A 23,222-nucleotide genomic window follows, 5' to 3' on the forward strand; every position below is an offset into this window, starting at 1 on the left:
AAGACTCTGCCATTGTCGACCCGATAAATAAACAACATTTCATCAAAAAAGAGAAGAAGTTAAAAGCAACAAAGAAAAACAAAGCTAAATAAATTAAATTACAAAAAAAGGGAACTGATTTAACTGTAGACCCCTGTTCCCTTTTTTAAATTTTACCGGAGTACCATAATGTAAAAATATAGATTTTAATGTATTTAGTGTAAACTATGCAACGCTAGTGGAAGGTGACAGGCACCCGAACAATTCGCAATTGTTTGGGTGCCTGTCACCTTTTTATGTGAAGTATTCGATTTTCGCTTTTGGGAAATACTTTTCGACATAGCCAAATATGTGTTCTTTTATTTCATCTTCTTCATTTTTTTGATAAATGTACTTACCAATTCCATACTTGCCCCATTTATAGCGTCGTTTTTCTTCATCCAATTCCAACTTGGTCTTTGGATAGTTCTTTTCAATAACCCGCTTGGCAGGCTTTGTAAACCGGTGTTGAATGAATTCAAACGTAATGTCTTCACGGACATCCTCAGGCAATTCTTCATCCAGTCTCTCGAACAAGTGTCGATATCCCTCTTCCCAACCGTCATGAAGGTAAATTGGTGCAACAATAAAACCAAGTGGATAGCCCGCTCTCGCCACTTTCCCAGCCGCCGCGATGCGTTTTGCTAAAGGCGACGTCCCTGGTTCAAAATTTTTAATGACATAATCGGCGTTCACACTGAATCGAAAACGCGTATGGCCGTTATGTTTGGCATCGAGCAAATGGTCAACGAAGTGAAATTTCGTTACAAAACGAAGTCTCCCTAATTCTGTTTGTCCAATATGTTCAATCGCTCGTTTTAATGAATGGGTTAAATGGTCGATTCCGACAATATCAGATGTACAAGCTGCTTCAAACCGTGTGATTTCCGGCGCACGCTCTTCGATATATCGATCTGCCGCTTCAAAGATATCCTCTATGTTTACATACGTCCGGATATACGGTTTCGTCCCCATCGTCGTTTGCAAATAACAATAATGGCAATGCCCCATGCATCCCGTCGCAAGTGGAATGGCATACTCCGCCGAAGGCTTTGACGTATCAAATTTTAACGTCTTACGCAGTCCAACAACTAACGTCGACTTCGCAATCCTGTACTTTTGCGCATCCGTCTCCCCAGGCAAATCCCGAATTTGGTTATGCGACGTCGTAAAACGTGTTTCAATCCCCATCTTCTCAAACTTTTCCTTTAACTCTTTTCCCAGCGGATAATCAAGTGCATTCGGCTCAAAATACACTAACTGTGGTACAAACGGCTTATTCATATGGTTCGCTGCCCACTACACATTTCTCCATACACTCACCTTTTCCTTTTTACATAGCTTGCCTTAAACAAATAAAATTATGACGGCTTTTAAATGCATGATGCGCAAAATGGTTATCACCGCTTGGAGTGTGTTTATCACCGCTTGTCGTCCTGTTATCACCGCTTAACACAAGTTTATCACCGCCTACCCATTTAATAGGAGATAAAACGGGTAACTCGCGGCGCATTCATGAGCTTGCGATATGTTATCACCGATTTTGGACTGGTTATCACCGATTCTAACGTCGTTATCACCGACTTTGGGCACTTTATCACCGATTCTCCGACCGTTATCACCGATTCGAAGCACTTTATCACCGATTCACCAAAATCAATCGAATTCTTCAAATTAAAGTGTGAGAATATTTTCAGTTTGTTACGATGTAGTTGTTTTGGTGCCTGTCCCCTGTTTTATTCTCTATTTTCAAATAAGTGTTGCCCCTTACGTTACGGTAGGTTCTATAATGGGAGTAGGATAAGGAGTTGAGGAGAGTATGCATTTGATTGGTAAAGTAGCTACGATGAGTAATATTTCTATTCGGACGCTTCGTTATTATGATGAAATTGGTTTGTTGCCTGCAAAAAAGAACACGCACGGGCATCGCTTTTATACCGATGAAGACATTTCAAAACTTCACTATATATTAACTTTGCGCAACTTAGGTCTACCGCTAACGGAAATACAATTAGCGGTATCTAACAATACGTGGAACGTCAAAGATGTACTCACAATGCGCTTGCAAATGATCGAATTGGAAAAGAAACAATTGATGGCAATGGAAAAATCCATTCAATCATTATTAGCTCTTGCAGAAATTGAACAACATACTGATTGGCCCTCCATCTTTGAGACGTTTTATACGTTTCCAAACAGTAAAGACGCCATGAAAACACTTTGGGCAGAACAATTCACAGATGAAGAAGTAGCAGCATTGACTGACCTTCCGAATTTAGGTGGATTAGGCGATCAATCCGATGCTACTCTTTCATTACTCAAAGACGTTCGTGCAAATTTACACAACGATCCATCCTCTGCAATGGCTCAAGACTTGGCAAAACGATGGCTTTCACTTGTCGACGAGATGTATCAAGGAAATACAACACTTGCCAATAAAGTATGGCAAGCCAGTCAACATGAGAAGACAGTTGGCTTCTACCAGTTTGAAGAAGAACTTGTGAAGTTTATTGAACAAGCAATCCAACATTATTATGAAACAGAGGCTAACGAGCTATGAAGAAATTAATACTGTTTGATATTCTCTTCTATACAGTACTTCCACTGTTATTTTGGCAATATGGCCGCGAACCTTTTGGAGACTATTATGCGATGCTGCTTTCGACCGTTCCAGGACTCATTTATACAATCTATCGTTTTATAAATGAACGGCAATTTAACATAGCAGGTGTTTTCATCATTTTTTCGCTATTTTTAAGCACGACTGTCAATCTAGTATCTGGTAATGCAGAACAACTTCTGTGGAATCAAGTTTTTCTTGGATACGGATATGCAGTTGTTTTTGGACTTTCTGTTTTATTTCAAAAACCATTTGCGCTCTATTTTGCGGTAGACTTCATGTATTTGCAGGGATATTCACGTGAAAATAGCAAATCTTTATTTAAAACTAAGGGAATATTTATGTGGTATCAGCTTTTAACCGCTTTACTATGTCTCCGGAGCATCTTTCAAAGTTCCTTAAAAGCTTGTCTATTAAATGCATATGGAGTTGAGGGTTATGGAAAAATGTTGATTTACTTATAAATAAGTGGATGGGTTTTCGGTGGATTAATTACTGTTGGCTATTTCTTTATCGGTTCCATTGTGAAGCGCTATGTACAGAATCACATTGGTGGGAGTCGCCCATCATTACAAAGGTAGGCCTAAATAAATAATAGACAGTTCCACATGATGGCTCTGTCTACTGTTTAATAGAAAACTCATCAGGCTGGATAATAAATCGTCATATTCATCCGCGCTAATCGAGTTCCTTCGTTTGTATATATATGGGGTCTGTCTGCCTTAAATCGGATAGAATTCCCATTTTTTATTGTATACACTTCTTCATTTACAGAAATAGTTACTTCACCTTCAAATACTGTTATGAATTCCTCAGTACCCTCTTTATGTGGATCTGAAACGACTCTTCCTCCTGTCTCAATCTCCACAAAATACAGCTCAAAGCGAGTTTCATCCTGAAATGGAAACGTAGGATATACCCGATACCGTCCGTCGTCGACTGACAAGTGTTGGATTTCTTCTCGCAACACAACTTTCGCTTCAGGCTGAGGGTCATTGATGAGAGTTGTAAAAGACGTCTTTAAACCATTTGCGATTTTCCAAATGGTCGTAAGAGTCGGGCTAGACTCTCCTCTTTCAATCTGGCCAATCATCGTTTTACTTACCCCACTTAACTCAGAGACCTTTTCCAAACTTAATTTTTCTTTCTCGCGAATAGCCTTTAAGTTTCTTGCAAGCGTCCGATGAAGTTCCTCCATGTATCATCACTCCTTCCCTATGTACAATATAACGTTCTTTGTGTACACTATAAAGAATTACGTTATAAAACACAAACCGAGCGTTATAACGTCTATTAAGGAGGGGTGACCATGTCCTATCTATCGTTTTTACTATTTGTTTTTGTTGCCAGCTTCACACCAGGTCCGAACAATATTATGGCGATGGCCTTTGCTAATCAGTACGGATTAAAGAAAACGACTACCTTTTCTTTTGGCGTTGGTTTCGGCTTTTTTATTATCACCTTAACATGCATTTCATTTAATCTCTTTCTAACCAACCTTCTCCCAGCCATTCAACTGCCTTTAACAATTCTGGGCGTTGGATACATGCTGTATTTGGCTTATAAAATTCTGACGAGCAAAGATGGAGAAAGTAAAACTTCTAAAAATGACAGAAACCTTTTCCTCATCGGCATGTTCTTGCAATTTGTGAATCCAAAAGGAATTTTATATGGACTCACAGTTGTTTCTACTTTCATTTTGCCGAATTACACGTCTTTGTTTAGCTACATTACTGCATCGTTATTTCTTGGCATGGTAGGTGTAGCGAGTACGTTTTGTTGGAGTCTATTTGGATCGATTCTGGAAAACTATATTCGTCGTTACAGAAAGGCATTTAATATACTGATGGCTGTTTTACTCGTTTATAGTGCGCTGTCGATTATTTGGAGTTAAGTATTTAGAAAATCTTTGTACCAGGTCCATTTTCAACATGAATTTATACCTTGCATTCATTTCCTGGGATATAAAAACAGCTCGCCGACGGTCCATTCAAAAGCTTTCAATATGTTATCACCGATTTTGGACTGGTTATCACCGATTCTAACGACGTTATCACCGACTTTGGGCACTTTATCACCGATTCTCCGACCGTTATCACCGATTCGCCAAAATCGAACGAATTCAGCTTTCGCTAATGAAGAATACGTGCCCAGTTAAATGTGCTAAACATCTGCAAGCAACTAAAATTTTAGAATTTAACAGTTATCAAGCTGGTACAATTCAGAATTTTTCGGGGGACAGGCACCGAAACAATTCAGAATTGTTTTGGCCCCTGTCCCCTTTCATCTGACCTCTATGTTTTGTTGTGATTTGGCACTTTTGCTAGTGTCAGTTGTTTGGTACTGTTAGCATAACAACTTTCACATATGAGGAGGCCAGCGGTTATGCAAAAAGCGACTACACTTACAAACGCCCGGACGTTTGATTTGATTTTATCATCTATGCTCATTGCACTTGTCTTTGTTGCTACACTTTTACTAAATATCAAATTACCGATTTCGGTAAACGGGGGGCTCGTTCATCTTGGAACAGCGATGCTTTTTATCGTCTCTATATTATTTGGTCCAAAAAAAGGGGCTATTGCCGGAGCGGTCGGAATGGGATTGTTCGATTTAGTTTCTGGTTATGCAATCTGGGCACCAATTAGCTTTGTCGCGCGTGGGATTCAAGGGTATCTTATAGGGAAGATTGCTTGGATGAACGGACGAAACGGCAATAGCTTTCGCTTCAATTTATTAGCAACCATCGCCTCTACCCCGCTTATGATGGCAGGTTACTATTTGTGGGAAGCCGTTATTTTCAAAAGCTGGGTCATTCCACTCACATCGATTCCAGGTGATCTCGTACAAACGGTGGTCGGAATACTCATAGCACTTCCCGTCTGTGTCTTATTGAAGAAAACTCCATTTTTCAAATAAAAAGAGAGAGCGCTTATTTATCAAGTGCTCTTTTTTCATTCTGAAGAGATTTTTCCTGAATTCCTGCAAACTAAAATACTTAATCCCTGTAACCTTTCACTACCCTCACACGACCAATGACATGTAACAACAAATGATTTCAGGAGGAAACACATCATGGGAAAATTGAAAGTAGTACTATTATTTGCGCTCGTACTTGTGCTTGCTGCAGGTTGTTCGCAAAAGAACGATGCTGAAAAACCGGAAGAAGTGAACGTATCCTTTGACGAAGTGACAACTTCTATCAAAGAAGCAATCGCAAAAGACTTGAAAGAAGATGGTGGCGTAGAGGAAGAAGTACTTGTCGATGGCAAGCTTACATATTACATGGAAACAGATTTGACGGCTTCCACGGATGATGCAGGTGTAGCAATCTGGCTTGAGAAAATGAACGTTGACCAAGAAAAATTAGCGAACGGCCTCGTCATTGCGGCGATGATGAATGTCAATGCTGACGAAGTGATCGTATTGGAAGCAAAAGATGAAGCAGATGTAGAAGCATTAAAAGCTTCACTTGAAAAAGAACTGGAAAACCAAGACCAAACGTGGAAGCAATACTTGCCGGAGCAATATGAAAAAGTAAAAGAGAACATCATTACAACAAAAGGGAAGTACTTACTGTATGTAACGTACACGAATCCTGAAAAAGTTGAAGAGGCTTTTAACAGCAAGTTCAACTAATCGATTGGATCAAAGACTACAAAAAATGAACAATGCTTACCCTATTCATTGTAAGCTACTTATCACGAATGCAGTGAGTGTTTGCTCCGCAAAGAGAAGAGCTCAACCCCGTCTCAGACTGTCATTACCTGCTTGCAGTCTGAGACACTTTTTACATATCAGGAGATGTTGTCATGGTTTTCAGCAGTTTAACGTTCCTATTCTTTTTCCTTCCACTCGCACTGATTCTATATTTTAGCTGTCCGAAGAAAATGAAAAACCTTGTGTTGCTCGCAGTCAGTTTGTTCTTTTATGCATGGGGCGAACCGATTTACATCTTACTCATGATCTTTTCCGCGACGGTCGATTATTTTCATGGGCTTCTCATCCATAAATACCGAATACGACGTACGGGAATCGCAAAGGCAGCACTCGTTTCTTCCTTACTTGTTAACATTGGAATTCTTTCCTTTTTTAAATATGCGGACTTTCTAGTAGAGAACGTCAACGCTTTTTTCGGTTCTGCTATCCAGCCGTTTGACTTGCCTTTACCAATTGGCATCTCTTTCTATACGTTTCAGACAATGTCGTATTCCATTGACGTCTATCGGGGAAAAGTGCAACCACAGCGAAATCCACTTACGCTAGCCTTATACGTATCGTTGTTCCCGCAACTGATTGCGGGTCCAATCGTCCGATACGAAACAATTGAAAAGGAACTTGCCAATCGGACATTCCAACTAGCCCAATTCGCAGATGGCGTTAAATTGTTCATTATCGGACTCGGCAAAAAGGTGCTCATTGCTAATACGATTGGCGAGCTATGGTTCACAATCCAACAGCAAGACATTGACCAGCTGTCCACATCCACTGCTTGGTTAGGCATCGTGGCGTTCTCATTCCAAATCTTTTTCGATTTTAGTGGCTACTCCGATATGGCAAGAGGGCTTGGCAAAATGTTCGGGTTCAACTTCCCGGAAAACTTTAATTACCCGTACATCTCAAAAAGCGTAACAGAGTTTTGGAGACGTTGGCATATGACACTCGGCTCCTGGTTTCGGGACTATGTTTATTTCCCGCTAGGCGGCAGTCGAAAAGGAACATGGACGACAATCCGAAATTTACTTATTGTGTGGGGAATTACCGGGTTATGGCATGGAGCGAGCTGGAATTTCGTCTTATGGGGACTCTATTTCGGGGTTTTGATTGGCATTGAGAAGTTAGGTTGGCTAAGCGTCTTGAACAAACTGCCTGCCATTTTCCAACACGTTTATTTACTGACCATCGTGTTATTCGGTTGGGTACTTTTCGTTTTTGAAGACCATGAACAAGGACTCGCCTTTGGAAAAGTCCTGTTCGGGATTGCCGATCAGCCGCTTTACGACACGCAGTTTCTCTATTTTCTAAGTACAAACGGCTTGCTTCTTTTACTAGCTGTCATCGCGTCAACGCCTTTATTGAAGCGAATGAATGAACGACTCAGCCGTATATTGCCTGCATACTTATCTGCAAGCATTTCCATCAGCTCGTTCGTTATCATCTTATTTCTATCGACCGCTTACTTAGTCAATGACAGTTATAACCCGTTTCTGTACTTCCGTTTTTAGAGCAAAAGGAGGATCTACGTGAAAACAACCAATCGACTACTCATTATCGGATTTCTGCTTTTCATCGGCAGCATCTCTTTGTTGCACGTGACAACGGAAGATCGTGCATTTTCTGCCTCTGAGAATCGGGTACTCGCCCAATTCCCGGACTTTTCATGGGATACATTCCTCTCAGGCAAGTTTACAAAAGAATTCGAGACGTATTTAAGTGATCAGTTTGTGATGAAAGATTTTTGGACCGACTTGAAAGCAGCAACTGAAAAAGTAGCGCTCAAAAAAGAAAACAATGGCATTTATTTCGGAAAAGATGGCTTTTTGTTCGAACGATTTCCAGCACCTGGTCAACAATTGATTGCAAACACCGAGCATCTTAACGACTTTGCAGATAAACTGCAAAACACTACTGTCTACGTCATGGTCGCTCCAACGTCTATTGCACTCTATCCAGAGAAACTACCGACCTACGCGTACACTGCTGATCAGCTAACAGCCATTACTGCCATACGTGACCAATTGAACACGTCGATTCAATGGGTAGATGTCTACCGACCTTTAGAAGAGGCAAAAGACCAATCCATCTACTATAAAACCGACCACCATTGGACAACAAATGGCGCTTTCATCGCTTATCAAGCCGCAGCACAAGCGATGGGGATTGAGCCCTATACGAAAGATGCTTTCACCATTCAAACAGTAAGCAAAGACTTTTTCGGTACGTATGATGCAAAAGCAAATGACTTTACGACAAAACCTGATGAAATTGATGTCTTTTTACCGAAGTTTGATGTGACATACAGCGTTGAATTCGGAGATGATACACCCGCAATGGATTCGTTATACGAATGGGATTCGCTAAATACGCGCGACCAATACGCATTGTTCTTAAACGGTAATCATGGAAAAACTATCGTCCATTCATCCATCAACAACGGTCGTAAACTACTTGTTGTAAAGGATTCTTATGCACATGCCCTCGTGCCGTTTTTAGCAAATCACTTTGAGGAAATTCATCTGATTGACTTACGTTATACGCACGAGGACCTAGCCGGTTACATGGAGCAAGAAGGTATTCAAGATGTGTTAGTCCTGTATAACATTGCAACATTTGCTAACGACCCGAACCTCATTTGGCTCCGTCAATAAACAAACAGGCATGCCCAATCACGCGGCAGCCTGTTTGTTTCATTTCACCTTAATATCTATCTTGTCATCATACTTTTTCTCGTAATGCATACCTTCGATGTACAAAGCGTCTGGCAGTTCATCTCCCTCAAACAACAACATTCGTTCCTTGTAGCGATTGATCGTATCTTGTCTCACTGTTGTTTTTAACGGAGTAAATTTGTCATTCACTTGAATAGATACGCCTTTTAACATGACATCTTCTGCTGTTGCAATCGTTATAAAAATCCCATCTGACGCTTTTTCCACTTTCTTAATGAGTAATTCTTTCTCGTTAAGGAACAGAGATTCATCATTTATAGCATCGAGAGGAATTAGTTCGTTTACATCTGTATAACCGACAAACGTATCGACAACGACCTTCAACTCCTCAAGTTCTTCTGGTAAAGCATCATAGTGGATCTCAAATGATTGCCCATTAAGTGCTGTAGACGTGCCACTTCCTCTCCATTCAATCACTTTTCCGTCAGCCATCAATTGTACGCCTTCTAATGCAGACGGATACCGATCGAAGTTAGCAACTTTCAACTTTCCGGTAACTGTCGTTCTACTCGGTGTAGCAATAATTTTATCAAAGTAAATGGTTCCTTGATCGACTTGAACTTTTCCGTTGATTGCTTGTTTCATAACCGTTTCCATCGCAGCATTCGGGTTATACGGGAACGTAATTGCCATGTCTCGAACATTTCCCATTTTTTGATTTTCGGTAAGATGAACCGTTAGCTTCTTCGCAAATGGACTAACTGGTTCAAACGTTTGCATCCCCTTTAACTCGGTTCCTTCATCGTTCAGTGAAGCAACGGAACTCACGATTGATGCGTCAGTCAACCTACCCGTAACCCCCGTAAAATAGTAGTCTGGATTAGCATTGACGCCAGCCGGATTGGTAATCGTGTAATAAAGTATAAATTGGTTTTCATCACTCAGGATGCCTTCTAGTTTTAAAGTAGAGCCATCTTGAAAGGTTAGCTTTCCATCGACAGGCTGCCCCCGGCCTTCTTCATTTAGTTGAGACAACGTGCCTGTCATTATTTCATCAAAACCGAATAGCTTTTTTCCATAGTAAGCGAAAGCATTATAGTTGTAGCTGACAACAGAAACGAGGAGAAGGGCCACAGCGACGGCGATCCATTTTGGCATCGTTCTCTTCCTTCGCACGGGCGTCTGTTCCAATGCATACCGTAATCGATCTCCCAACTCAGCGGGTGCTTTCACTTCTTGTAACCGCTCCTTTTCTTCTGCGAATCGTTTTTCAAGTTCCGTCAAACTCCATCACCTCCAAATTGCTCGCGCATCTTCTTCAATCCATTAAACACCCTTGACTTTACAGTCCCTATTGAAACGTTTGTGATATTTGCGATCGTTTCATAGTCCAAATCATGAAAGTACTTCAATTCAATTGCTTCTTTTTGTTCGCTGTTTACAACAGCTAGCATCTCTTGCAAATCCATCCGTTGTTCACTTTGCCGCATGACATCCTGTATCTTTCCTGTATGAAATGTCTCCTCTGCATCTCCCATCAAGACGACTTTTTCACGTTTCATCAACATCTGCTTACACCGATTTACGAGAATTGTTTTGCTCCAACTATAAAAGGCTTCCTCTTTTTGTAACTGGTGAATGGATTGATAGAGACTGACAATCATTTCCTCCATTGCATCCATTGCGTCGTGTGGATTTTTCATATAGGTGAGAGCCAATCGATAATACGCATCTTGCTGCTCATGAATCAGTTGCAGCAATGCCTCTTTACTTCCTTTTTTCGCTTTTTTCACTAGACGAACAAACCCCATACCCTCACCTCTCCCCTATAAGAGTCATCTACTATGTAAAAAGTTCATTTTCATCCAACAAAAAACCGAGGTTCAGTTTAAATGACTGTCCTCGGTTTCTTAAAATGTACTTATTCTTCGTTTTCTACTTTGCCTTCAACGACAACTTCAGGGTCTGTTTCCACTTCTACTACTGCCGGTTGCTCGTTTAAAGAGAGTGCTTCTGCAGTAAAGCGGTGCACTTCTTCCAATAGTTCTGGATTGTCCGCTAGCGATTTACCGTAAGAAGGAATGATTTCTTTCAATTTCGGTTCCCATTCGTTCATACGTTGCGGGAAGCATTTCTTGAACACTTCGAGCATAACGTGAACCGCAGTCGATGCACCTGGTGAAGCCCCTAGTAATGCTGCAATTGAACCGTCAGAAGAACTGATTACTTCTGTACCGAATTGCAATGTTCCTTTGCCCGCTTCCGTGTCTTTAATAACTTGTACACGTTGGCCAGCAACTACAAGATCCCAGTCTTCGATTTTTGCGTTCGGAATGAATTCACGTAATTCTTCCATACGCTTTTCTTTTGATAGCATGACCTGTTCAATCAGATACTTCGTCAACGCCATTTCTTTTGCACCGGCAGCCAACATCGTAAAGACGTTATTCGGCTTGACCGACGTGATGAGATCCATGTTGGAGCCTGTTTTCAAGAACTTTGGTGAGAAGCCTGCAAACGGTCCAAACAGCAAGGATTTTTTATTGTCAATGAAACGCGTATCCAAGTGTGGCACCGACATTGGTGGCGCTCCTACTTTTGCTTTTCCATACACTTTCGCGTGGTGTTGCTCAACGACTTCCGGATTGTTACATACCATGAAAATTCCGCTGACCGGGAACCCTCCGATATGCTTACTTTCAGGAATACCTGTTTTTTGCAATAAATGAAGGCTTCCGCCACCACCCCCAATGAAAACGAACTTCGCTTTATGGGATTCAGTGACTCCTTTATCATTGCGTACTTTCAGCTCCCAAGAACCATCCGGCGTACGTTTTATATTATCAACCGTATGTTTGTATTTAAGTTCAACATTTTTCGTTTTCAAATGATCGAACAGAATGCGTGTGAGCGCACCAAAATTGACATCTGTCCCTGTATCGATCTTCGTTGCTGCAATCGGTTCTTTCGATGTACGTCCTTCCAGGATAAGCGGAATCCATTCCATGAGCTTCTGTGGATCTTCTGAATACTCCATCCCTTTAAAGAGCGGATTTTGCGTCATCGCTTCAAATCGCTTCTTTAAAAATGATACGTTATCTTGCCCTTGCACCATACTCATGTGTGGCAATGGCATGATGAAATCTTCCGGGTTGCTGATCAAGTTGTTTTTCACAAGATAAGACCAGAACTGCATAGATAGCTGGAACTGTTCATTGATTTTAATCGCTTTGCTAATATCCACTGTTCCATCCGGCTTTTCTACCGTGTAATTGAGCTCGCATAGAGCCGCATGCCCGGTACCTGCGTTATTCCACTCGTTCGAACTTTCCTCACCTGCATTTTCGAGCTTCTCAAAAACTGTAATATTCCATTCCGGTACTAATTCTTTCAGAAGTGTCCCTAAAGTGGCACTCATGATTCCGGCACCAATCAAGATGACATCTGTTTTAGTTTCTCCGTTACTCATATATACCATCCTTATATTGTTGAATTTGCAGAAAGGATGCAGGCGCTCCTGTATAGGAAATCCCTATCCAAGATTTCACATCGTCGCAAACCTTTGCTCATTCAATTATATCACACTATATACCAATTATTTATCGTTAAAAGCTTCTATAATTATCTGAAAACAAACTCCCGAAAAATATAGCAGAACAATAAAGCCCCACACCCGCTGATCGGTGTAAGGCTTTAAAGAATCACTCGTCAAATACGTTTACTTCACGCCAATCATTACAGCAACAATTAAAGCGATGGTCGTAATGACTAACCAACCTGCGATTAGTTTCCATACAAACTTCACCCAACGATCGTAAGGAATGCCGGCAACCGCCAAGTAACCCATTAAAGCAGCTGATGTCGGAATGATGGAATTTGTGACACCATCTCCGTATTGGAACGCCAATACGGCAACTTGTCGTTCAATTCCTAACAAGTCTGCCAATGGTACCATAATTGGCATTGTCGTTGCTGCTTGTCCACTTCCTGATGGGATGAAGAAGTTCGTCACGACTTGCACGAAGAACATTCCTACCGCATTCAATGTGCCAGGCAATGAACCGATTAACGCAGCCAAGCTGTTGATCATTGTGTCGATAATTAAACCGTTTTCCAACACGACTAGAATAGCGCGGGCGAAACCGACAATTAATGCACCGAATGCAACCAATTTCATCCCGTCTACAAACGAGTCAAACATTTTATTAATGCGTAAACCACCGATAATTCCTGCTGCAAACCCGATAATGATAAAGGAGGCTGTCAACTCTGTTAAATACCATTCCCACTTAAAAACTCCATACATATTCAAGCCTAGTCCACCCACAATAATGAGTAAGACAAGTGCATGTCGGATATTAAATACAGGCAATGTGTTTGGATCTTGTTGCTCTTTCTGTTGCTTCGCTTTAAGTTCTAATTCATACACAATACTCTTCGTCGGATCTTTCTTCACCTTTGCCGCATAACGCATTACGTAAAAAATCGCTAATGCCAAAATGAATATATAGACGACAAAACGGAAACCGATTCCACTGAATAATTGTAGCTCTGCCATCGATTGTGCGACACCTACAGTGAAAGGATTCATCATACCACCAATGAATCCACTCGCGGCACCTAAACTGATCATTGCCGTTCCGGTAATTGCATCATAGCCGATTGCTCTTGCAATGGCGATACCAATTGGAACGAAGATGATGCTCTCTTCAGACATCCCTGTCGTTGCACCCGCAATGGAAAAGACAAACATCGTGAAAGGTATTAGCAGCTTTTCACGCCTTTCCAGCTTGCGGACAACTTTATTAATACCTGCTTCAATTGTTCCTGTTTCACGGATAATTCCAAAGGCACCACCGACTAAAAAGATGTAAAAAATAATGGTAGCCCCTTTTGACATCCCTTGTGGAATTGCTTTGAACATGTCGAAGAAGCTTACAGGATTGGACTCAATTGTTTCGTAGCTACCTGCTACCACAAGTGTTTTCCCATCAACTTCTACGCGATCAAATTGCCCAGCAGGTACAAAATAAGAAGCAACTGTCGCTAATATGATAATGATGAAAATGATTGCATATGTATGCGGAATTTTACTTCGCTTCTCTTCGTTCACACTTTGCTCATTCATAGGTTTCCCCCCTCGTCTTTATATAGTCGCTAAATGACTATAATCTATTATTCTATCAAATTCTCACTTCAAGTCAATTTGAAATTCACTATAAAATTTATATGTATGCATTTTAACGTATATAAATAGCATTAGATTTTAAAGAATGAATTGACTTATATAACGCATTCTACTCTAAAAGGAGCGTTATGATTTATGAAAAATCTTTTCATTGCCATCGGGTTTTTATTCGCCACCTATGCACCGGAAATACCTTTGCTAACTGCATTCATTCAAAAAGAAGCACCTGCCTATGCAAAATGGTCCCGACTTGCCCTTGTTGAAACGAAAAATGCTTATCCGAATGCTCAAATTGTCGATTACTTGTATAAAGGTACTACTGCAACAGATGATCTTTCGATTGCAACATTTCAGCTTTGGTTAAAAGAAGGTGACACGGAATTTGGGGTCATTGTAACAGTTACCTATACTACGGCTACTGAGGAGTTCAAAAAAGTGGAGTTTGAAGAGTTTGCGCGCCCTGTATGGAAAGATATGCAAAAAACCCCCAACCGAAGTTGAGAGTTTTTCCATTCATCTATTACATTGCAACTGCAGACATACCGCCGTCAACGACAATTTGTGTACCTGTCATGTACTTGGAAGCATCAGATGCTAGGAATACACATGCGCCGACAAGATCACTTGGTTCGCCTAAGCGATTAAGTGGTGTGTTTGCATATACTTTTTGAAGACGTGCTTCTCTTTCTGGAGAAGACTTCAACAGACCTGTGTCGATGAAACCTGGGCAGATTGCGTTAATGTTCAAGTTGTATTGGCTTAAGTCCGCTGCCATCGTTTTCGTTAACTGCAAGACGCCGCCTTTACTTGCATTATATGGTGCAGTTTCACTCAATGCCATGAAGCCACCAACGGAAGCCATGTTAATGATTTTACCGTAGTTGCGTTTCACCATTTCTTTTGCAACAGCGCTAGACATTAAGAATTGGCTATTCAAGTTTACGCCAACAATTTTCTTCCAATCTTCTTCTGTTACTTCAAGGAATGGTTTCGGCGCGTTGATGCCTGCATTATTGACAAGGATATCAATTTTACCAAATTCCGCAATCAATTCACTAACCATTGCATTAATTTTCGTGCTGTCCGTTACATCAATTCCGTACGTTTTAGAATCGCGGCCTGTTGCTTCTTTAATTAATGATGCTGTTTCTTGCAAGTTATCTTCTAAGATGTCGACAAGAACAAGTGTCGCACCTGCTTTTGCTAATCCAAGTGCATACGCTTGTCCAATCCCTCTTGCACTTCCTGTAACAATTGCTAATTTACCTTCTAATGAAAAAATATCCAACATGCTGATCAATCCTTTCTTATAATAATCCGATTAAGAACCAATATGGAATTGCAATTAAGGCAATGAATAGTACATTCAATACCATTTGTACGGAGAAATACTTTAAGAATTGCTTATACGTCATTGCCATGTAACTGAATAAGAGCAATGGCAACGTTGATTCGTAAGGTAACAAGAGTTGATACAACCCGTGAACGAATGAATAGGCTAGCGGCAATGGGCTAATGCCTAAACTGTTCGCAAGTTCCGCCAATGGGATGGCCATTGTTGCTGATGCTGCAAATGGCGTAAGCACGAAGTTAATACCGACTGAAAGCACCCATGTTGCAACGATTGTATAGAACGTTCCGCCAAGAGACATAAGTGGGAACAAAGAATTGGCAATGAATGCACCTGCTCCAACGACTGCAGAAACTTGTCCAATCGCCATCGTCGCGGTAATGAAGAAAATCATACCAAAGTTTGTCTTTGCCATTGTTGAATTGTCTGCAAGCTCGACACCTGGTAAGAAGCAGACAAACGTCATTCCGATGAATATCCATCCAAGCGCAATGCCGTGTAGAGAACTTGTTGCTAATAGCGTAATAAGAATCAATAAGATGATTGTGACCTTTTTCTCTTTTAATGAGAATTTGCCAAGCGCTTCGTATTGTTCTTTAAAATATGCTTTGCCTTCAAATTCCTCTTCGACTTTAAACATTTTCGTAATGGCAAAGGCCATGACATATGTCCAAATGATTGTAATTGGAACATTGTGCACGACGTATTGTAACCAAGACGCGCCTTCAATTCCGATACTCTCCAACTGACTGTTGAAGACGAGCATTGGCTCAACGCCGGTCAAACTGACGAAAGAGGCAGTGACTGCTGCGTTATACGCTCCGAAAAGTAGACCAACCGATCCTTTGGAAAACTTCTTTAACCCTAACGCGTTAATAATTCCAAATGCCATACCCGCATAAAGTGCGATACGTGCAAGTGAACCTGGTACGAGAAAAGCAATAATAAATCCGGAAGTCGCTAACGCAAAGATGATTCCTTTATACGTTCCGCCTCCCCGTAAAATAAACCAATAGGCGAGTCGTTTAAGTAGACCTGATTCATCAAATACTGCCGAAAGGATTAACGCTCCCAAAACGAGGTACGGTAAATCCTGACTCCATGGCGCATATACATCCGCCGGCGTAGCAACGCCACTTAAAATGAAAGACACAGGCAATACCAATGCAACGATAATAAGATTGATTAGTTCTAATGCCCATAGTAAAATTGCTATAACTGTAATGACAAAGAATAGTTTCATTTCATGTGTATATGCATCCGTAGTTGGTAGTAAATAAATAATCAACGGCGGGATTAGAACTATCAAGTATTTCAAGAAAATGCTTTTGTTCGATTTTTGTGCTGTTTGCACTTCACCCATACTATTTCCTCCTCCTTTATATTTTTATAAAGGTTTCAATTTCTAAAAAGACCTTTATAACCAAAGCCAATTATGTCACAATTTGAACATAATTAGTAATACTAATTTCCCTATAAAACGTATAACTAAATAGTTATACTTTCATATGTAACAGGAATTTCGAAAGGGAGCAGATTGCATTGAAAGACCTAAGTGCGAGTTATTTAAAAGCAATTGCAGAATACGGCAGTATTTCAAACGCAGCGAAAGGGCTCTTCATTTCCCAGCCCTACTTAAGTAAATACATACAAAGGCTCGAGAAGGAACTAGGGGTAGAAGTCATTAACCGGCAATCCACGCCTGTGACATTAACGTATGCTGGTGAACGCTATCTTCACTATATGGATGACGTAGATGACGTCATTCAAACGATGCTAAACGAAATCCATAGTATTTCCAACTTGAAAAAAGGAAGACTAAAAATCGGTGTGAGCCATTTTCTGTCCACCTATACACTCCACCAATTGTTACCTGACTTTATGCTACGCTATCCCGGCATTGAAATTGAGTTGGTGGAAGACGCAACCGAAACTTTGGAGGCGTTACTCGTCCAAAATCAGATTGATGTATGTTTCAATTCTTTGCCGATCACAAATCATGACATCCTTTACGAGTTTCTGTACGATGAATACAATTACATTGTGATTCCACCCAATCATCCACTGTCCGTAAACTGTGTACCAGAAGACGAATTCGATCCTGCCGTATTAGATGGTGAAAAATTCATCGTGACAAAGCCTGGTGTAGGGTTGCGGCGATTTACAAACCAAATACTCGCGGAGTACCAAATTCATCCACAAATTATTTTAGAAACATCAAATACAGAAAACGCGTTGCGCCTCGCTAATAAAGGCGTCGCCATTACGATTGTCCCGCAATGCGTGATTGAAAATGCTTCTGAGAAAATTGAGGCGTGCTTGTATCCATTAAAAGACCCAGCTTTTAAAAGCCATATTGTTCTCAGTTATCGAAAAGGCGCACAACTAACCCCCGCCACCCTTGCTTTTATTGAATTAGCAAGAGAGAAATTCCCGAGAAGTTAAACACATGTAAACGTAAAAAAGACAGTCGAACCTTATTTGGTCTGACTGTCTTTCGTAATTTTCAAGTTCTCTACTAGGCAGAGTAACTAATTTTTCACTTCAATAAATCCTCTGAGATCAGCTTAAATCCTTCAATCATCGCATCCTCTTCCACTTCAATGAGTATGCAACTTCTCCCGTTCACATCGACACGTCGAACGTAGCGCAAGTCTTGCGGACAGATGGAAATATCCGCTACTTTCGTGCTAATTTTTATGGACTTAGATGTATAACTCGGGACAACATGCCCTGCATTCATTTCATACGTTTTGTCGTCGAGCACTTTTTGAAAGGCCATTTCCACCTTATCTGAATCGACATCTTTCACACCACTCGCCTTAAGCACACGCTCGACTTCTTTTGTATCTAATGTAGGCGTTGTCTCTTCCGCATCTTTATCCTCTTCATCCACTTCGAGCATGCTTTGGATTTCATCATACACACTTGCTAGCGTACGCGAATCGACTTCATCCCCGATCACTTCTTTTACAATTTCTTCAAAAACCGTCTTATCGTCTTCTGCCGTCATCACTTCTTCACCGTTCAGCACATTCTCAATAAACTGGTAATTAGGCTTATTCGCCTTACCCGACGCATACAAAATATGATTCACGTCTGCCGCATTTGCCGTAAAGCAAGGGAATAAAAACCCTCCAATTGGAGACGTAATATTCACGACAGGATCCACCGTCATACTCGATTTAAACTCTCTTTCCTGAAAATCAAAGATCAGTGAACGCTTCGGCAAATCGGTCTGATTCATACTGCACAAAATGAACGGCGTCGTATACACTTCGTCCCGAACGGCCGTTTCAGACTCGTCTTGACTCCGTTTCGTCGGTTTAAAATAATTCCCGCGAATGAAAGTAATAACCAAATCCTTCTCATAATGACCGTTTTGTACCATCTTTAACGCTAAGCGCTGCATATCTTCTTTCCATTGCGTTACGTCATCAGCATGAAGACCGTCATACAATAGTTTTTGTGCATGCTCCTCATTTTCCGCCTCTTCTTCCGATTGGCGTACAAACTTCACTTCAAACAGCTTCACACCTAGTTTACCACCGAGCACTTTTTTAAAATTGGTAAAAAACAAGTCCTGTTGCTCTTCATCCAGCAAAGAAAATGATTGGCTCTCTTCGTGGTAGATGTCAGTACTTTCCGCCTTAATATATACATTATAAATTGTCGTGATTTTTAACAAATCCGTACCTTGCTTAAAATGTTTGCGAATGTCTGCAATATCCTTCTTATTCATCAGTCCACCAACTCCTCAGATCATATATAACGTTTATCCATTCAACTTCAGCACAATAAAAAAGAGTAACCAAAGCGTCTGCTTTCGATACTCTTTTATTATAACAATGAACGAACGAAACACCTACATGCCAAAATACACTACAACTGCTTTATGTTCAATTTATAGCTAACTTGATGATTATCTTCGAAAAATAATACGCTTACGATTGCCTATAGACAACCTATCGCATATTAATATGCGTTACAGCAAACCGTGAAGAATACCTACTAACGTAAAAATAATGAAATGATCTCCAACCGCAATGTAAAACGTTTTCCATTGGACTAGGCCAAACAATGTATTTTTCAAATAAACCAATGAAATAAGAAGACCAATTATTGCACCTACTAGCGCCCCTTCAAGTACACCACTTGAGGGTATTGCACCTACCAAAAGGGCGACCATGCTAGAACTAATGAAAGCAACGATGACTGACACAATATATTTTGTTGCACCTTTGCTTTGACTTTCTTTCCCAACTACTTTTGAATAGTAGATTCCACCATACACCATATACAAAACAGCACCTGCAACGATCGCAAGAACACTTACTGTGCTACCATCCAATGTCATATTACTACCTCCATTCTATTTTGGTTCAATGGCTAGAGCAATTGCTTGTATCATACATGACAGAGCAAGCGTCCCGTCCTTCTCATTAATCGCTACGAGTTCTATTGGATTGCCTAAATACTTGTATCCGCTAATAGGTAACCAATAACTATAAAGCTCGGAATAGCACTCGATTAGTGTATTCCTGTCATGATAATCAATTGGTTGTTCAAACGGATAGAGTACATATTTACCACCTGAAAACTGATAGATTTCTTCGCCTTCCAGTACAGGACTTTCTGGATCTTCAATTACGATACGGCAATCATATCGACTTCTCTCTGGTGGTGTGATGTACGGATTACTTCTCGGAACTCCAATCATCATCGTGTTTTTTCCAATAAGATTTCTTGTATTGGACCATCGATAAAGTTCTTCCCATACACAAGGAATTCCTTTCGTATAAGTTCCGATACGATACCTGTTAACTGTTAAACAAGGTGATAGTTCCGCAACACGTACTTTTGATAAATCTAACCATTTGAATTCATTATACTGACTAGTATCAGTGCTAGCTTCTTGATTTATGCGAACTTGTTTAGATTTCTTGCTCTCATAATATTCTCTAGGAAACTTTTGTAAATAAGCCCCCTCTCGCCAACTCTTTGGACTCGTTTCATAATAACTCGTAAAAGAATACGTAAAGGCCGACAAAGAAGAATACCCACTAATTTGTGCAATTTGTGTAATGGGTAAATGTTGTTCGTATATTAAAAGATGTGCGGCATTTTCCAATCGTAGACGTTTGACATAACTCGCCGGTGTCTCTCCAATAATTTCTTTAAACAATCGTTGAAAATGAAATGGTGAATAGGTGGAAACTTTCGCTAATCGTTCTAGCGGCAGTGGTTCATGTATATTTTCATCAATATATGTAATAACCCTATTAATAAGCCGATGTTGTTCATTACTGTAATTCATAGATGGGCCAATCCCCCTTTTCAATGCTTTGTACAGCTCATTCTTTCACAAAGAATTCGTTTCATCTACTAACAACATACTACACTAACTGTTAATCCTTTTGTCTTAGTCAGACATCATTTTTACCTATTCGTGAAGAATGATATGTTTGCGAGGGGAAAAATCGTCCATAAATGAAAGGAAATCTAACGTATCGAATGAGCTGATACAATAGATTTCCTCATAGTTTTATTGCCTAATTTTGATTTCTAATAAATTATTGAAAGCTCCCTACTGCTTCAAGAATTTCGATACTTCAATGCCAAACCTTTCAAGAAGTTCCGAGCATATCGGTCACCGCACTCCTTGTAATTTCGGTGCCCTTCTTTTCGAAGGACAGCACTTAATTCGCTTTTGGACAGATTCACGCCTGCTAGCTGTAACAGCTCAATCATATCCTCACTTGTGAGTGATAAGGCGATCTTCACTTTCTTCAACAAGATATTGTTTACATTCCGGTGGTCATTTGCCATTAAAAACTGCTTTTGTCCATTCGTAGGTGCATCTTCTTGAACGCCTCTTTTTAACGTTACTAATCCGTTTAAAAAGGCCTCCAATGTTTGGATGTCAATGGTTTTAACAAATTCATTACTCTTTTCCTCGCCAACGACAGGCACTTTCGCCAACATTTCACGTACTTCCTCCGTTGTCGTTTCCACACCGCCTAGCGCAAAAATCTCCACCATTTCTTTGTCCTTTATATCAAGTGCATAACGCAGCCTGTTTAAAATGTCATTTGTTTGCATACAGATCACATCGTCCTTTCCCGTTCGAACAGTAGTTATCAGTATAATGCTTCCGTGTAACCATTGTCCAATGAGCAAGTGAAAGACCTCATCAAATGACGAGGTCAATTCTAACATATTCTCTACTTTTTACTCGCCAAGCCATCTAATGACAGTGGCAGCCCATGTGTAGCCTGTACCGGCACTTACGGCTACGGCAAGGTCACCCTTTTTCAATCGACCTTCTTGTTGCGCTAGATGGAGACCAACGCACGGATCGAGTGAGGACATATGACCGTGATGGCTCAAATATATTGCTCGTTCTTCAGGTAGTTCGAGTGCACGCAGAAGTTCTTTGAACATCGATCGTTTTGTATGCAGAGGCAATAGGAGGCTAACGTCTTGAGGTGTATGTCCGCTTTTTTGAAGCGCTTGTCGAATGACTTGTTCAAAGTTTGAAATGGAAACAGGGTCTAACCGTTCTTTCATGGATTGAGGATCTTTTACATCAATATAATGCAAATTCTTTTCAACCGTTTCATGACTAGCAAAATGTTTTGATCCTCCTGCTACCGCGCGGACATCATCATGAAACGATCCATCCGTTAAAACTGCACTCGCTAACACTTCACTTACAGATGAATTTCTTGTTACTAAAGCTGCCGTTCCACCATCTGCAAAGTTAAACATGAAACGCGATCTCGGATTTGTGTAGTCCACGATTTGCGATTCTCTACACCCAGCAACAAGCAACACATTTTGAATGGATGAATCGGCTACAATCATATCCTTGGCTACTTTTAAGGCGATCGGAAAACAAGAACTGACATTCATGATCTCAAACGCATACGCGTTCGTAGCTCCTAACGCATGCTGGATTTTCGGTGCACTTGACCAAACAGTATAATCCTTATGAGGACTTCCAAAATAGATGACGACATCGATTGCCAAAGGATCAATCCCTTCCAACGCCTGTTTACCTGCAGCAATTGCAAGGTCGGATGCATGAAGGCTGTCATCTGCTACATGCTTTTGCACTAACCCAAATTTCTCAACGATAACCTGCTCTGGTATGCCCGTTTTCATGGCCAAATCTGCCGCTGTCTCTACTGTGGAAGGGAAAAAAGCCCCTGTCGACTGAATCCCAACGCTCATCAAATCACTCCTCCTTCAAGTGGCACTTTCATTTTAGCTGTCCCGGTCAATACAGTCTGCTCAGCCTGATTAAAACACTCCGTCAATAGTGTTAAAATTCTTCTGTGCTCATCAATTTCCAGGACAGTCGCTTTTGCTGTTATCGTATCTCCGATAAAAACCGGAGCCGTAAATCGTATACTTTGTTCTACGTAAACAGACCCCCTCCCTGGAAGATGAACGCCAAGCAACTGGGATAGTAAACTCGACGTTAACAGACCATGCGCAATCCGCTCCTTAAACCTCGTTTGTTTGGCATATTCTTTATCCATATGAACAGGGTTGAAATCACCACTAATCCCGGCAAACAATACGACGTCTGTTTCCGTTATTGTTTTACAGCACGACGCTTGCTGTCCAATTTCATAACCGAACACTTCA

25 protein-coding genes are annotated in these 23,222 nt (G+C 40.8%); 11 read left to right on the forward strand and 14 right to left on the reverse strand.

Going from position 1 to position 23,222, the window contains the following annotated elements:
- Positions 1-273: 273 nt before the first annotated feature.
- Entirely contained in the window at positions 274-1,302 is a 1,029-nt protein-coding gene (splB, locus tag QT711_RS13925) for a spore photoproduct lyase (RefSeq protein WP_317945205.1), read from the reverse strand.
- A 244-nt stretch (positions 1,303-1,546) separates the two neighbouring features.
- Between splB and QT711_RS13930 the strand changes: the two genes are divergently transcribed.
- The 3 genes from QT711_RS13930 to QT711_RS13940 all read left to right on the forward strand — a co-directional run bounded on the left by QT711_RS13930 (position 1,547) and on the right by QT711_RS13940 (position 3,102).
- On the forward strand, positions 1,547-1,696 hold the full coding sequence (locus QT711_RS13930) for a hypothetical protein (protein WP_317945207.1): 150 nt from the start codon (positions 1,547-1,549) through the stop codon (positions 1,694-1,696).
- A 147-nt stretch (positions 1,697-1,843) separates the two neighbouring features.
- Positions 1,844-2,578 carry a MerR family transcriptional regulator gene (locus QT711_RS13935; RefSeq protein ID WP_317945209.1) on the forward strand — a complete coding sequence of 245 codons (735 nt, stop codon included), beginning with the start codon at positions 1,844-1,846 and terminating at the stop codon, positions 2,576-2,578.
- Positions 2,575-3,102 (forward strand): VC0807 family protein, encoded by a 528-nt coding sequence (locus tag QT711_RS13940; protein WP_317945211.1) that lies wholly within the window; start codon positions 2,575-2,577, stop codon positions 3,100-3,102. Before QT711_RS13935 ends, QT711_RS13940 begins: the two co-directional genes overlap by 4 nt.
- A gap of 179 nt (positions 3,103-3,281) precedes the next feature.
- Here QT711_RS13940 and QT711_RS13945 read toward each other — a convergent pair whose 3' ends face one another.
- Positions 3,282-3,836 carry a helix-turn-helix domain-containing protein gene (locus tag QT711_RS13945; RefSeq protein WP_317945213.1) on the reverse strand — a complete coding sequence of 185 codons (555 nt, stop codon included), beginning with the start codon at positions 3,834-3,836 and terminating at the stop codon, positions 3,282-3,284.
- A gap of 111 nt (positions 3,837-3,947) precedes the next feature.
- Between QT711_RS13945 and QT711_RS13950 the strand changes: the two genes are divergently transcribed.
- From QT711_RS13950 to QT711_RS13975, 6 genes are all read left to right on the forward strand, one after another.
- Positions 3,948-4,532 (forward strand): LysE family transporter, encoded by a 585-nt coding sequence (locus QT711_RS13950; RefSeq protein ID WP_317945215.1) that lies wholly within the window; start codon positions 3,948-3,950, stop codon positions 4,530-4,532.
- 111 nt (positions 4,533-4,643) lie between these two features.
- Complete coding sequence (locus QT711_RS13955; RefSeq protein WP_317945217.1) at positions 4,644-4,796, forward strand: hypothetical protein; 153 nt, start codon at positions 4,644-4,646, stop codon at positions 4,794-4,796.
- A gap of 227 nt (positions 4,797-5,023) precedes the next feature.
- Entirely contained in the window at positions 5,024-5,557 is a 534-nt protein-coding gene (locus QT711_RS13960) for an ECF transporter S component (RefSeq protein WP_317945219.1), read from the forward strand.
- A 156-nt stretch (positions 5,558-5,713) separates the two neighbouring features.
- Positions 5,714-6,277: a DUF4358 domain-containing protein gene (locus QT711_RS13965; protein ID WP_317945221.1), complete on the forward strand. Its 564-nt coding sequence runs from the start codon at positions 5,714-5,716 to the stop codon at positions 6,275-6,277.
- A gap of 173 nt (positions 6,278-6,450) precedes the next feature.
- On the forward strand, positions 6,451-7,863 hold the full coding sequence (locus QT711_RS13970; protein ID WP_317945223.1) for an MBOAT family O-acyltransferase: 1,413 nt from the start codon (positions 6,451-6,453) through the stop codon (positions 7,861-7,863).
- A gap of 18 nt (positions 7,864-7,881) precedes the next feature.
- Positions 7,882-9,006 (forward strand): DHHW family protein, encoded by a 1,125-nt coding sequence (locus QT711_RS13975; RefSeq protein WP_317945225.1) that lies wholly within the window; start codon positions 7,882-7,884, stop codon positions 9,004-9,006.
- Between the two features lie 39 nt (positions 9,007-9,045).
- Here QT711_RS13975 and QT711_RS13980 read toward each other — a convergent pair whose 3' ends face one another.
- The 4 genes from QT711_RS13980 to QT711_RS13995 form a co-directional block, all read right to left on the reverse strand.
- Positions 9,046-10,311 (reverse strand): DUF4179 domain-containing protein, encoded by a 1,266-nt coding sequence (locus QT711_RS13980; RefSeq protein ID WP_317945227.1) that lies wholly within the window; start codon positions 10,309-10,311, stop codon positions 9,046-9,048.
- Positions 10,308-10,838 carry a sigma-70 family RNA polymerase sigma factor gene (locus tag QT711_RS13985; RefSeq protein WP_317945228.1) on the reverse strand — a complete coding sequence of 177 codons (531 nt, stop codon included), beginning with the start codon at positions 10,836-10,838 and terminating at the stop codon, positions 10,308-10,310. Before QT711_RS13985 ends, QT711_RS13980 begins: the two co-directional genes overlap by 4 nt.
- A 110-nt stretch (positions 10,839-10,948) precedes the next feature.
- Entirely contained in the window at positions 10,949-12,496 is a 1,548-nt protein-coding gene (locus QT711_RS13990; RefSeq protein ID WP_317945229.1) for a malate:quinone oxidoreductase, read from the reverse strand.
- Between the two features lie 249 nt (positions 12,497-12,745).
- Entirely contained in the window at positions 12,746-14,155 is a 1,410-nt protein-coding gene (locus tag QT711_RS13995) for a YfcC family protein (protein ID WP_317945231.1), read from the reverse strand.
- A gap of 195 nt (positions 14,156-14,350) precedes the next feature.
- Here QT711_RS13995 and QT711_RS14000 point away from each other — a divergent pair, with 195 nt between their 5' ends.
- Positions 14,351-14,716 carry a DUF3889 domain-containing protein gene (locus QT711_RS14000; protein ID WP_317945233.1) on the forward strand — a complete coding sequence of 122 codons (366 nt, stop codon included), beginning with the start codon at positions 14,351-14,353 and terminating at the stop codon, positions 14,714-14,716.
- Positions 14,717-14,735: 19 nt separating this feature from the next.
- On the opposite strand, the gene QT711_RS14005 is transcribed toward QT711_RS14000, so the two are convergent.
- Positions 14,736-15,506, reverse strand: coding sequence for an SDR family NAD(P)-dependent oxidoreductase (locus QT711_RS14005; RefSeq protein ID WP_317945235.1), 771 nt, complete (start codon positions 15,504-15,506; stop codon positions 14,736-14,738).
- A gap of 16 nt (positions 15,507-15,522) precedes the next feature.
- Positions 15,523-16,929 (reverse strand): SLC13 family permease, encoded by a 1,407-nt coding sequence (locus QT711_RS14010; RefSeq protein ID WP_317945237.1) that lies wholly within the window; start codon positions 16,927-16,929, stop codon positions 15,523-15,525.
- A 179-nt stretch (positions 16,930-17,108) separates the two neighbouring features.
- Between QT711_RS14010 and QT711_RS14015 the strand changes: the two genes are divergently transcribed.
- Positions 17,109-18,011 carry a LysR family transcriptional regulator gene (locus QT711_RS14015; RefSeq protein WP_317945239.1) on the forward strand — a complete coding sequence of 301 codons (903 nt, stop codon included), beginning with the start codon at positions 17,109-17,111 and terminating at the stop codon, positions 18,009-18,011.
- A gap of 94 nt (positions 18,012-18,105) precedes the next feature.
- On the opposite strand, the gene QT711_RS14020 is transcribed toward QT711_RS14015, so the two are convergent.
- From QT711_RS14020 to QT711_RS14045, 6 genes are all read right to left on the reverse strand, one after another.
- Positions 18,106-19,308, reverse strand: a complete 1,203-nt coding sequence (locus QT711_RS14020) for a DUF4317 domain-containing protein (protein ID WP_317945241.1) — start codon at positions 19,306-19,308, stop codon at positions 18,106-18,108.
- 243 nt (positions 19,309-19,551) lie between these two features.
- Positions 19,552-19,923 carry a DUF1761 domain-containing protein gene (locus tag QT711_RS14025; protein WP_317945243.1) on the reverse strand — a complete coding sequence of 124 codons (372 nt, stop codon included), beginning with the start codon at positions 19,921-19,923 and terminating at the stop codon, positions 19,552-19,554.
- 15 nt (positions 19,924-19,938) lie between these two features.
- A complete protein-coding gene (locus QT711_RS14030; RefSeq protein WP_317945245.1) occupies positions 19,939-20,883 on the reverse strand; it encodes an AraC family transcriptional regulator in 945 nt (314 codons plus the stop codon).
- Positions 20,884-21,161: 278 nt separating this feature from the next.
- Positions 21,162-21,674 carry a YehS family protein gene (locus QT711_RS14035; RefSeq protein ID WP_317945335.1) on the reverse strand — a complete coding sequence of 171 codons (513 nt, stop codon included), beginning with the start codon at positions 21,672-21,674 and terminating at the stop codon, positions 21,162-21,164.
- Positions 21,675-21,797: 123 nt separating this feature from the next.
- Positions 21,798-22,802 (reverse strand): 3-oxoacyl-ACP synthase, encoded by a 1,005-nt coding sequence (locus QT711_RS14040; RefSeq protein ID WP_317945247.1) that lies wholly within the window; start codon positions 22,800-22,802, stop codon positions 21,798-21,800.
- On the reverse strand, positions 22,802-23,218 hold the full coding sequence (locus tag QT711_RS14045; protein ID WP_317945249.1) for a MaoC family dehydratase: 417 nt from the start codon (positions 23,216-23,218) through the stop codon (positions 22,802-22,804). The genes QT711_RS14040 and QT711_RS14045 overlap by 1 nt, the downstream gene beginning before the upstream one ends.
- Between the last annotated feature and the right edge of the window lie 4 nt (positions 23,219-23,222).

The sequence above is a fragment of the Sporosarcina saromensis genome, assembly GCF_033253735.1.
Classification (GTDB): Bacteria; Bacillota; Bacilli; order Bacillales_A; family Planococcaceae; genus Sporosarcina; species Sporosarcina saromensis.

Coding starts and splice junctions, on each gene's coding strand:
- splB (WP_317945205.1), bottom strand. CDS start 1,302: ATGAATAAGCCGTTTGTACCACAGTTAGTGTATTTTGAGCCGAATGCA.
- QT711_RS13930 (WP_317945207.1), top strand. CDS start 1,547: ATGTTATCACCGATTTTGGACTGGTTATCACCGATTCTAACGTCGTTA.
- QT711_RS13940 (WP_317945211.1), top strand. CDS start 2,575: ATGAAGAAATTAATACTGTTTGATATTCTCTTCTATACAGTACTTCCA.
- QT711_RS13945 (WP_317945213.1), bottom strand. CDS start 3,836: ATGGAGGAACTTCATCGGACGCTTGCAAGAAACTTAAAGGCTATTCGC.
- QT711_RS13950 (WP_317945215.1), top strand. CDS start 3,948: ATGTCCTATCTATCGTTTTTACTATTTGTTTTTGTTGCCAGCTTCACA.
- QT711_RS13955 (WP_317945217.1), top strand. CDS start 4,644: ATGTTATCACCGATTTTGGACTGGTTATCACCGATTCTAACGACGTTA.
- QT711_RS13960 (WP_317945219.1), top strand. CDS start 5,024: ATGCAAAAAGCGACTACACTTACAAACGCCCGGACGTTTGATTTGATT.
- QT711_RS13965 (WP_317945221.1), top strand. CDS start 5,714: ATGGGAAAATTGAAAGTAGTACTATTATTTGCGCTCGTACTTGTGCTT.
- QT711_RS13970 (WP_317945223.1), top strand. CDS start 6,451: ATGGTTTTCAGCAGTTTAACGTTCCTATTCTTTTTCCTTCCACTCGCA.
- QT711_RS13985 (WP_317945228.1), bottom strand. CDS start 10,838: ATGGGGTTTGTTCGTCTAGTGAAAAAAGCGAAAAAAGGAAGTAAAGAG.
- QT711_RS13990 (WP_317945229.1), bottom strand. CDS start 12,496: ATGAGTAACGGAGAAACTAAAACAGATGTCATCTTGATTGGTGCCGGA.
- QT711_RS13995 (WP_317945231.1), bottom strand. CDS start 14,155: ATGAATGAGCAAAGTGTGAACGAAGAGAAGCGAAGTAAAATTCCGCAT.
- QT711_RS14000 (WP_317945233.1), top strand. CDS start 14,351: ATGAAAAATCTTTTCATTGCCATCGGGTTTTTATTCGCCACCTATGCA.
- QT711_RS14005 (WP_317945235.1), bottom strand. CDS start 15,506: ATGTTGGATATTTTTTCATTAGAAGGTAAATTAGCAATTGTTACAGGA.
- QT711_RS14010 (WP_317945237.1), bottom strand. CDS start 16,929: ATGGGTGAAGTGCAAACAGCACAAAAATCGAACAAAAGCATTTTCTTG.
- QT711_RS14020 (WP_317945241.1), bottom strand. CDS start 19,308: ATGAATAAGAAGGATATTGCAGACATTCGCAAACATTTTAAGCAAGGT.
- QT711_RS14025 (WP_317945243.1), bottom strand. CDS start 19,923: ATGACATTGGATGGTAGCACAGTAAGTGTTCTTGCGATCGTTGCAGGT.
- QT711_RS14030 (WP_317945245.1), bottom strand. CDS start 20,883: ATGAATTACAGTAATGAACAACATCGGCTTATTAATAGGGTTATTACA.
- QT711_RS14040 (WP_317945247.1), bottom strand. CDS start 22,802: ATGAGCGTTGGGATTCAGTCGACAGGGGCTTTTTTCCCTTCCACAGTA.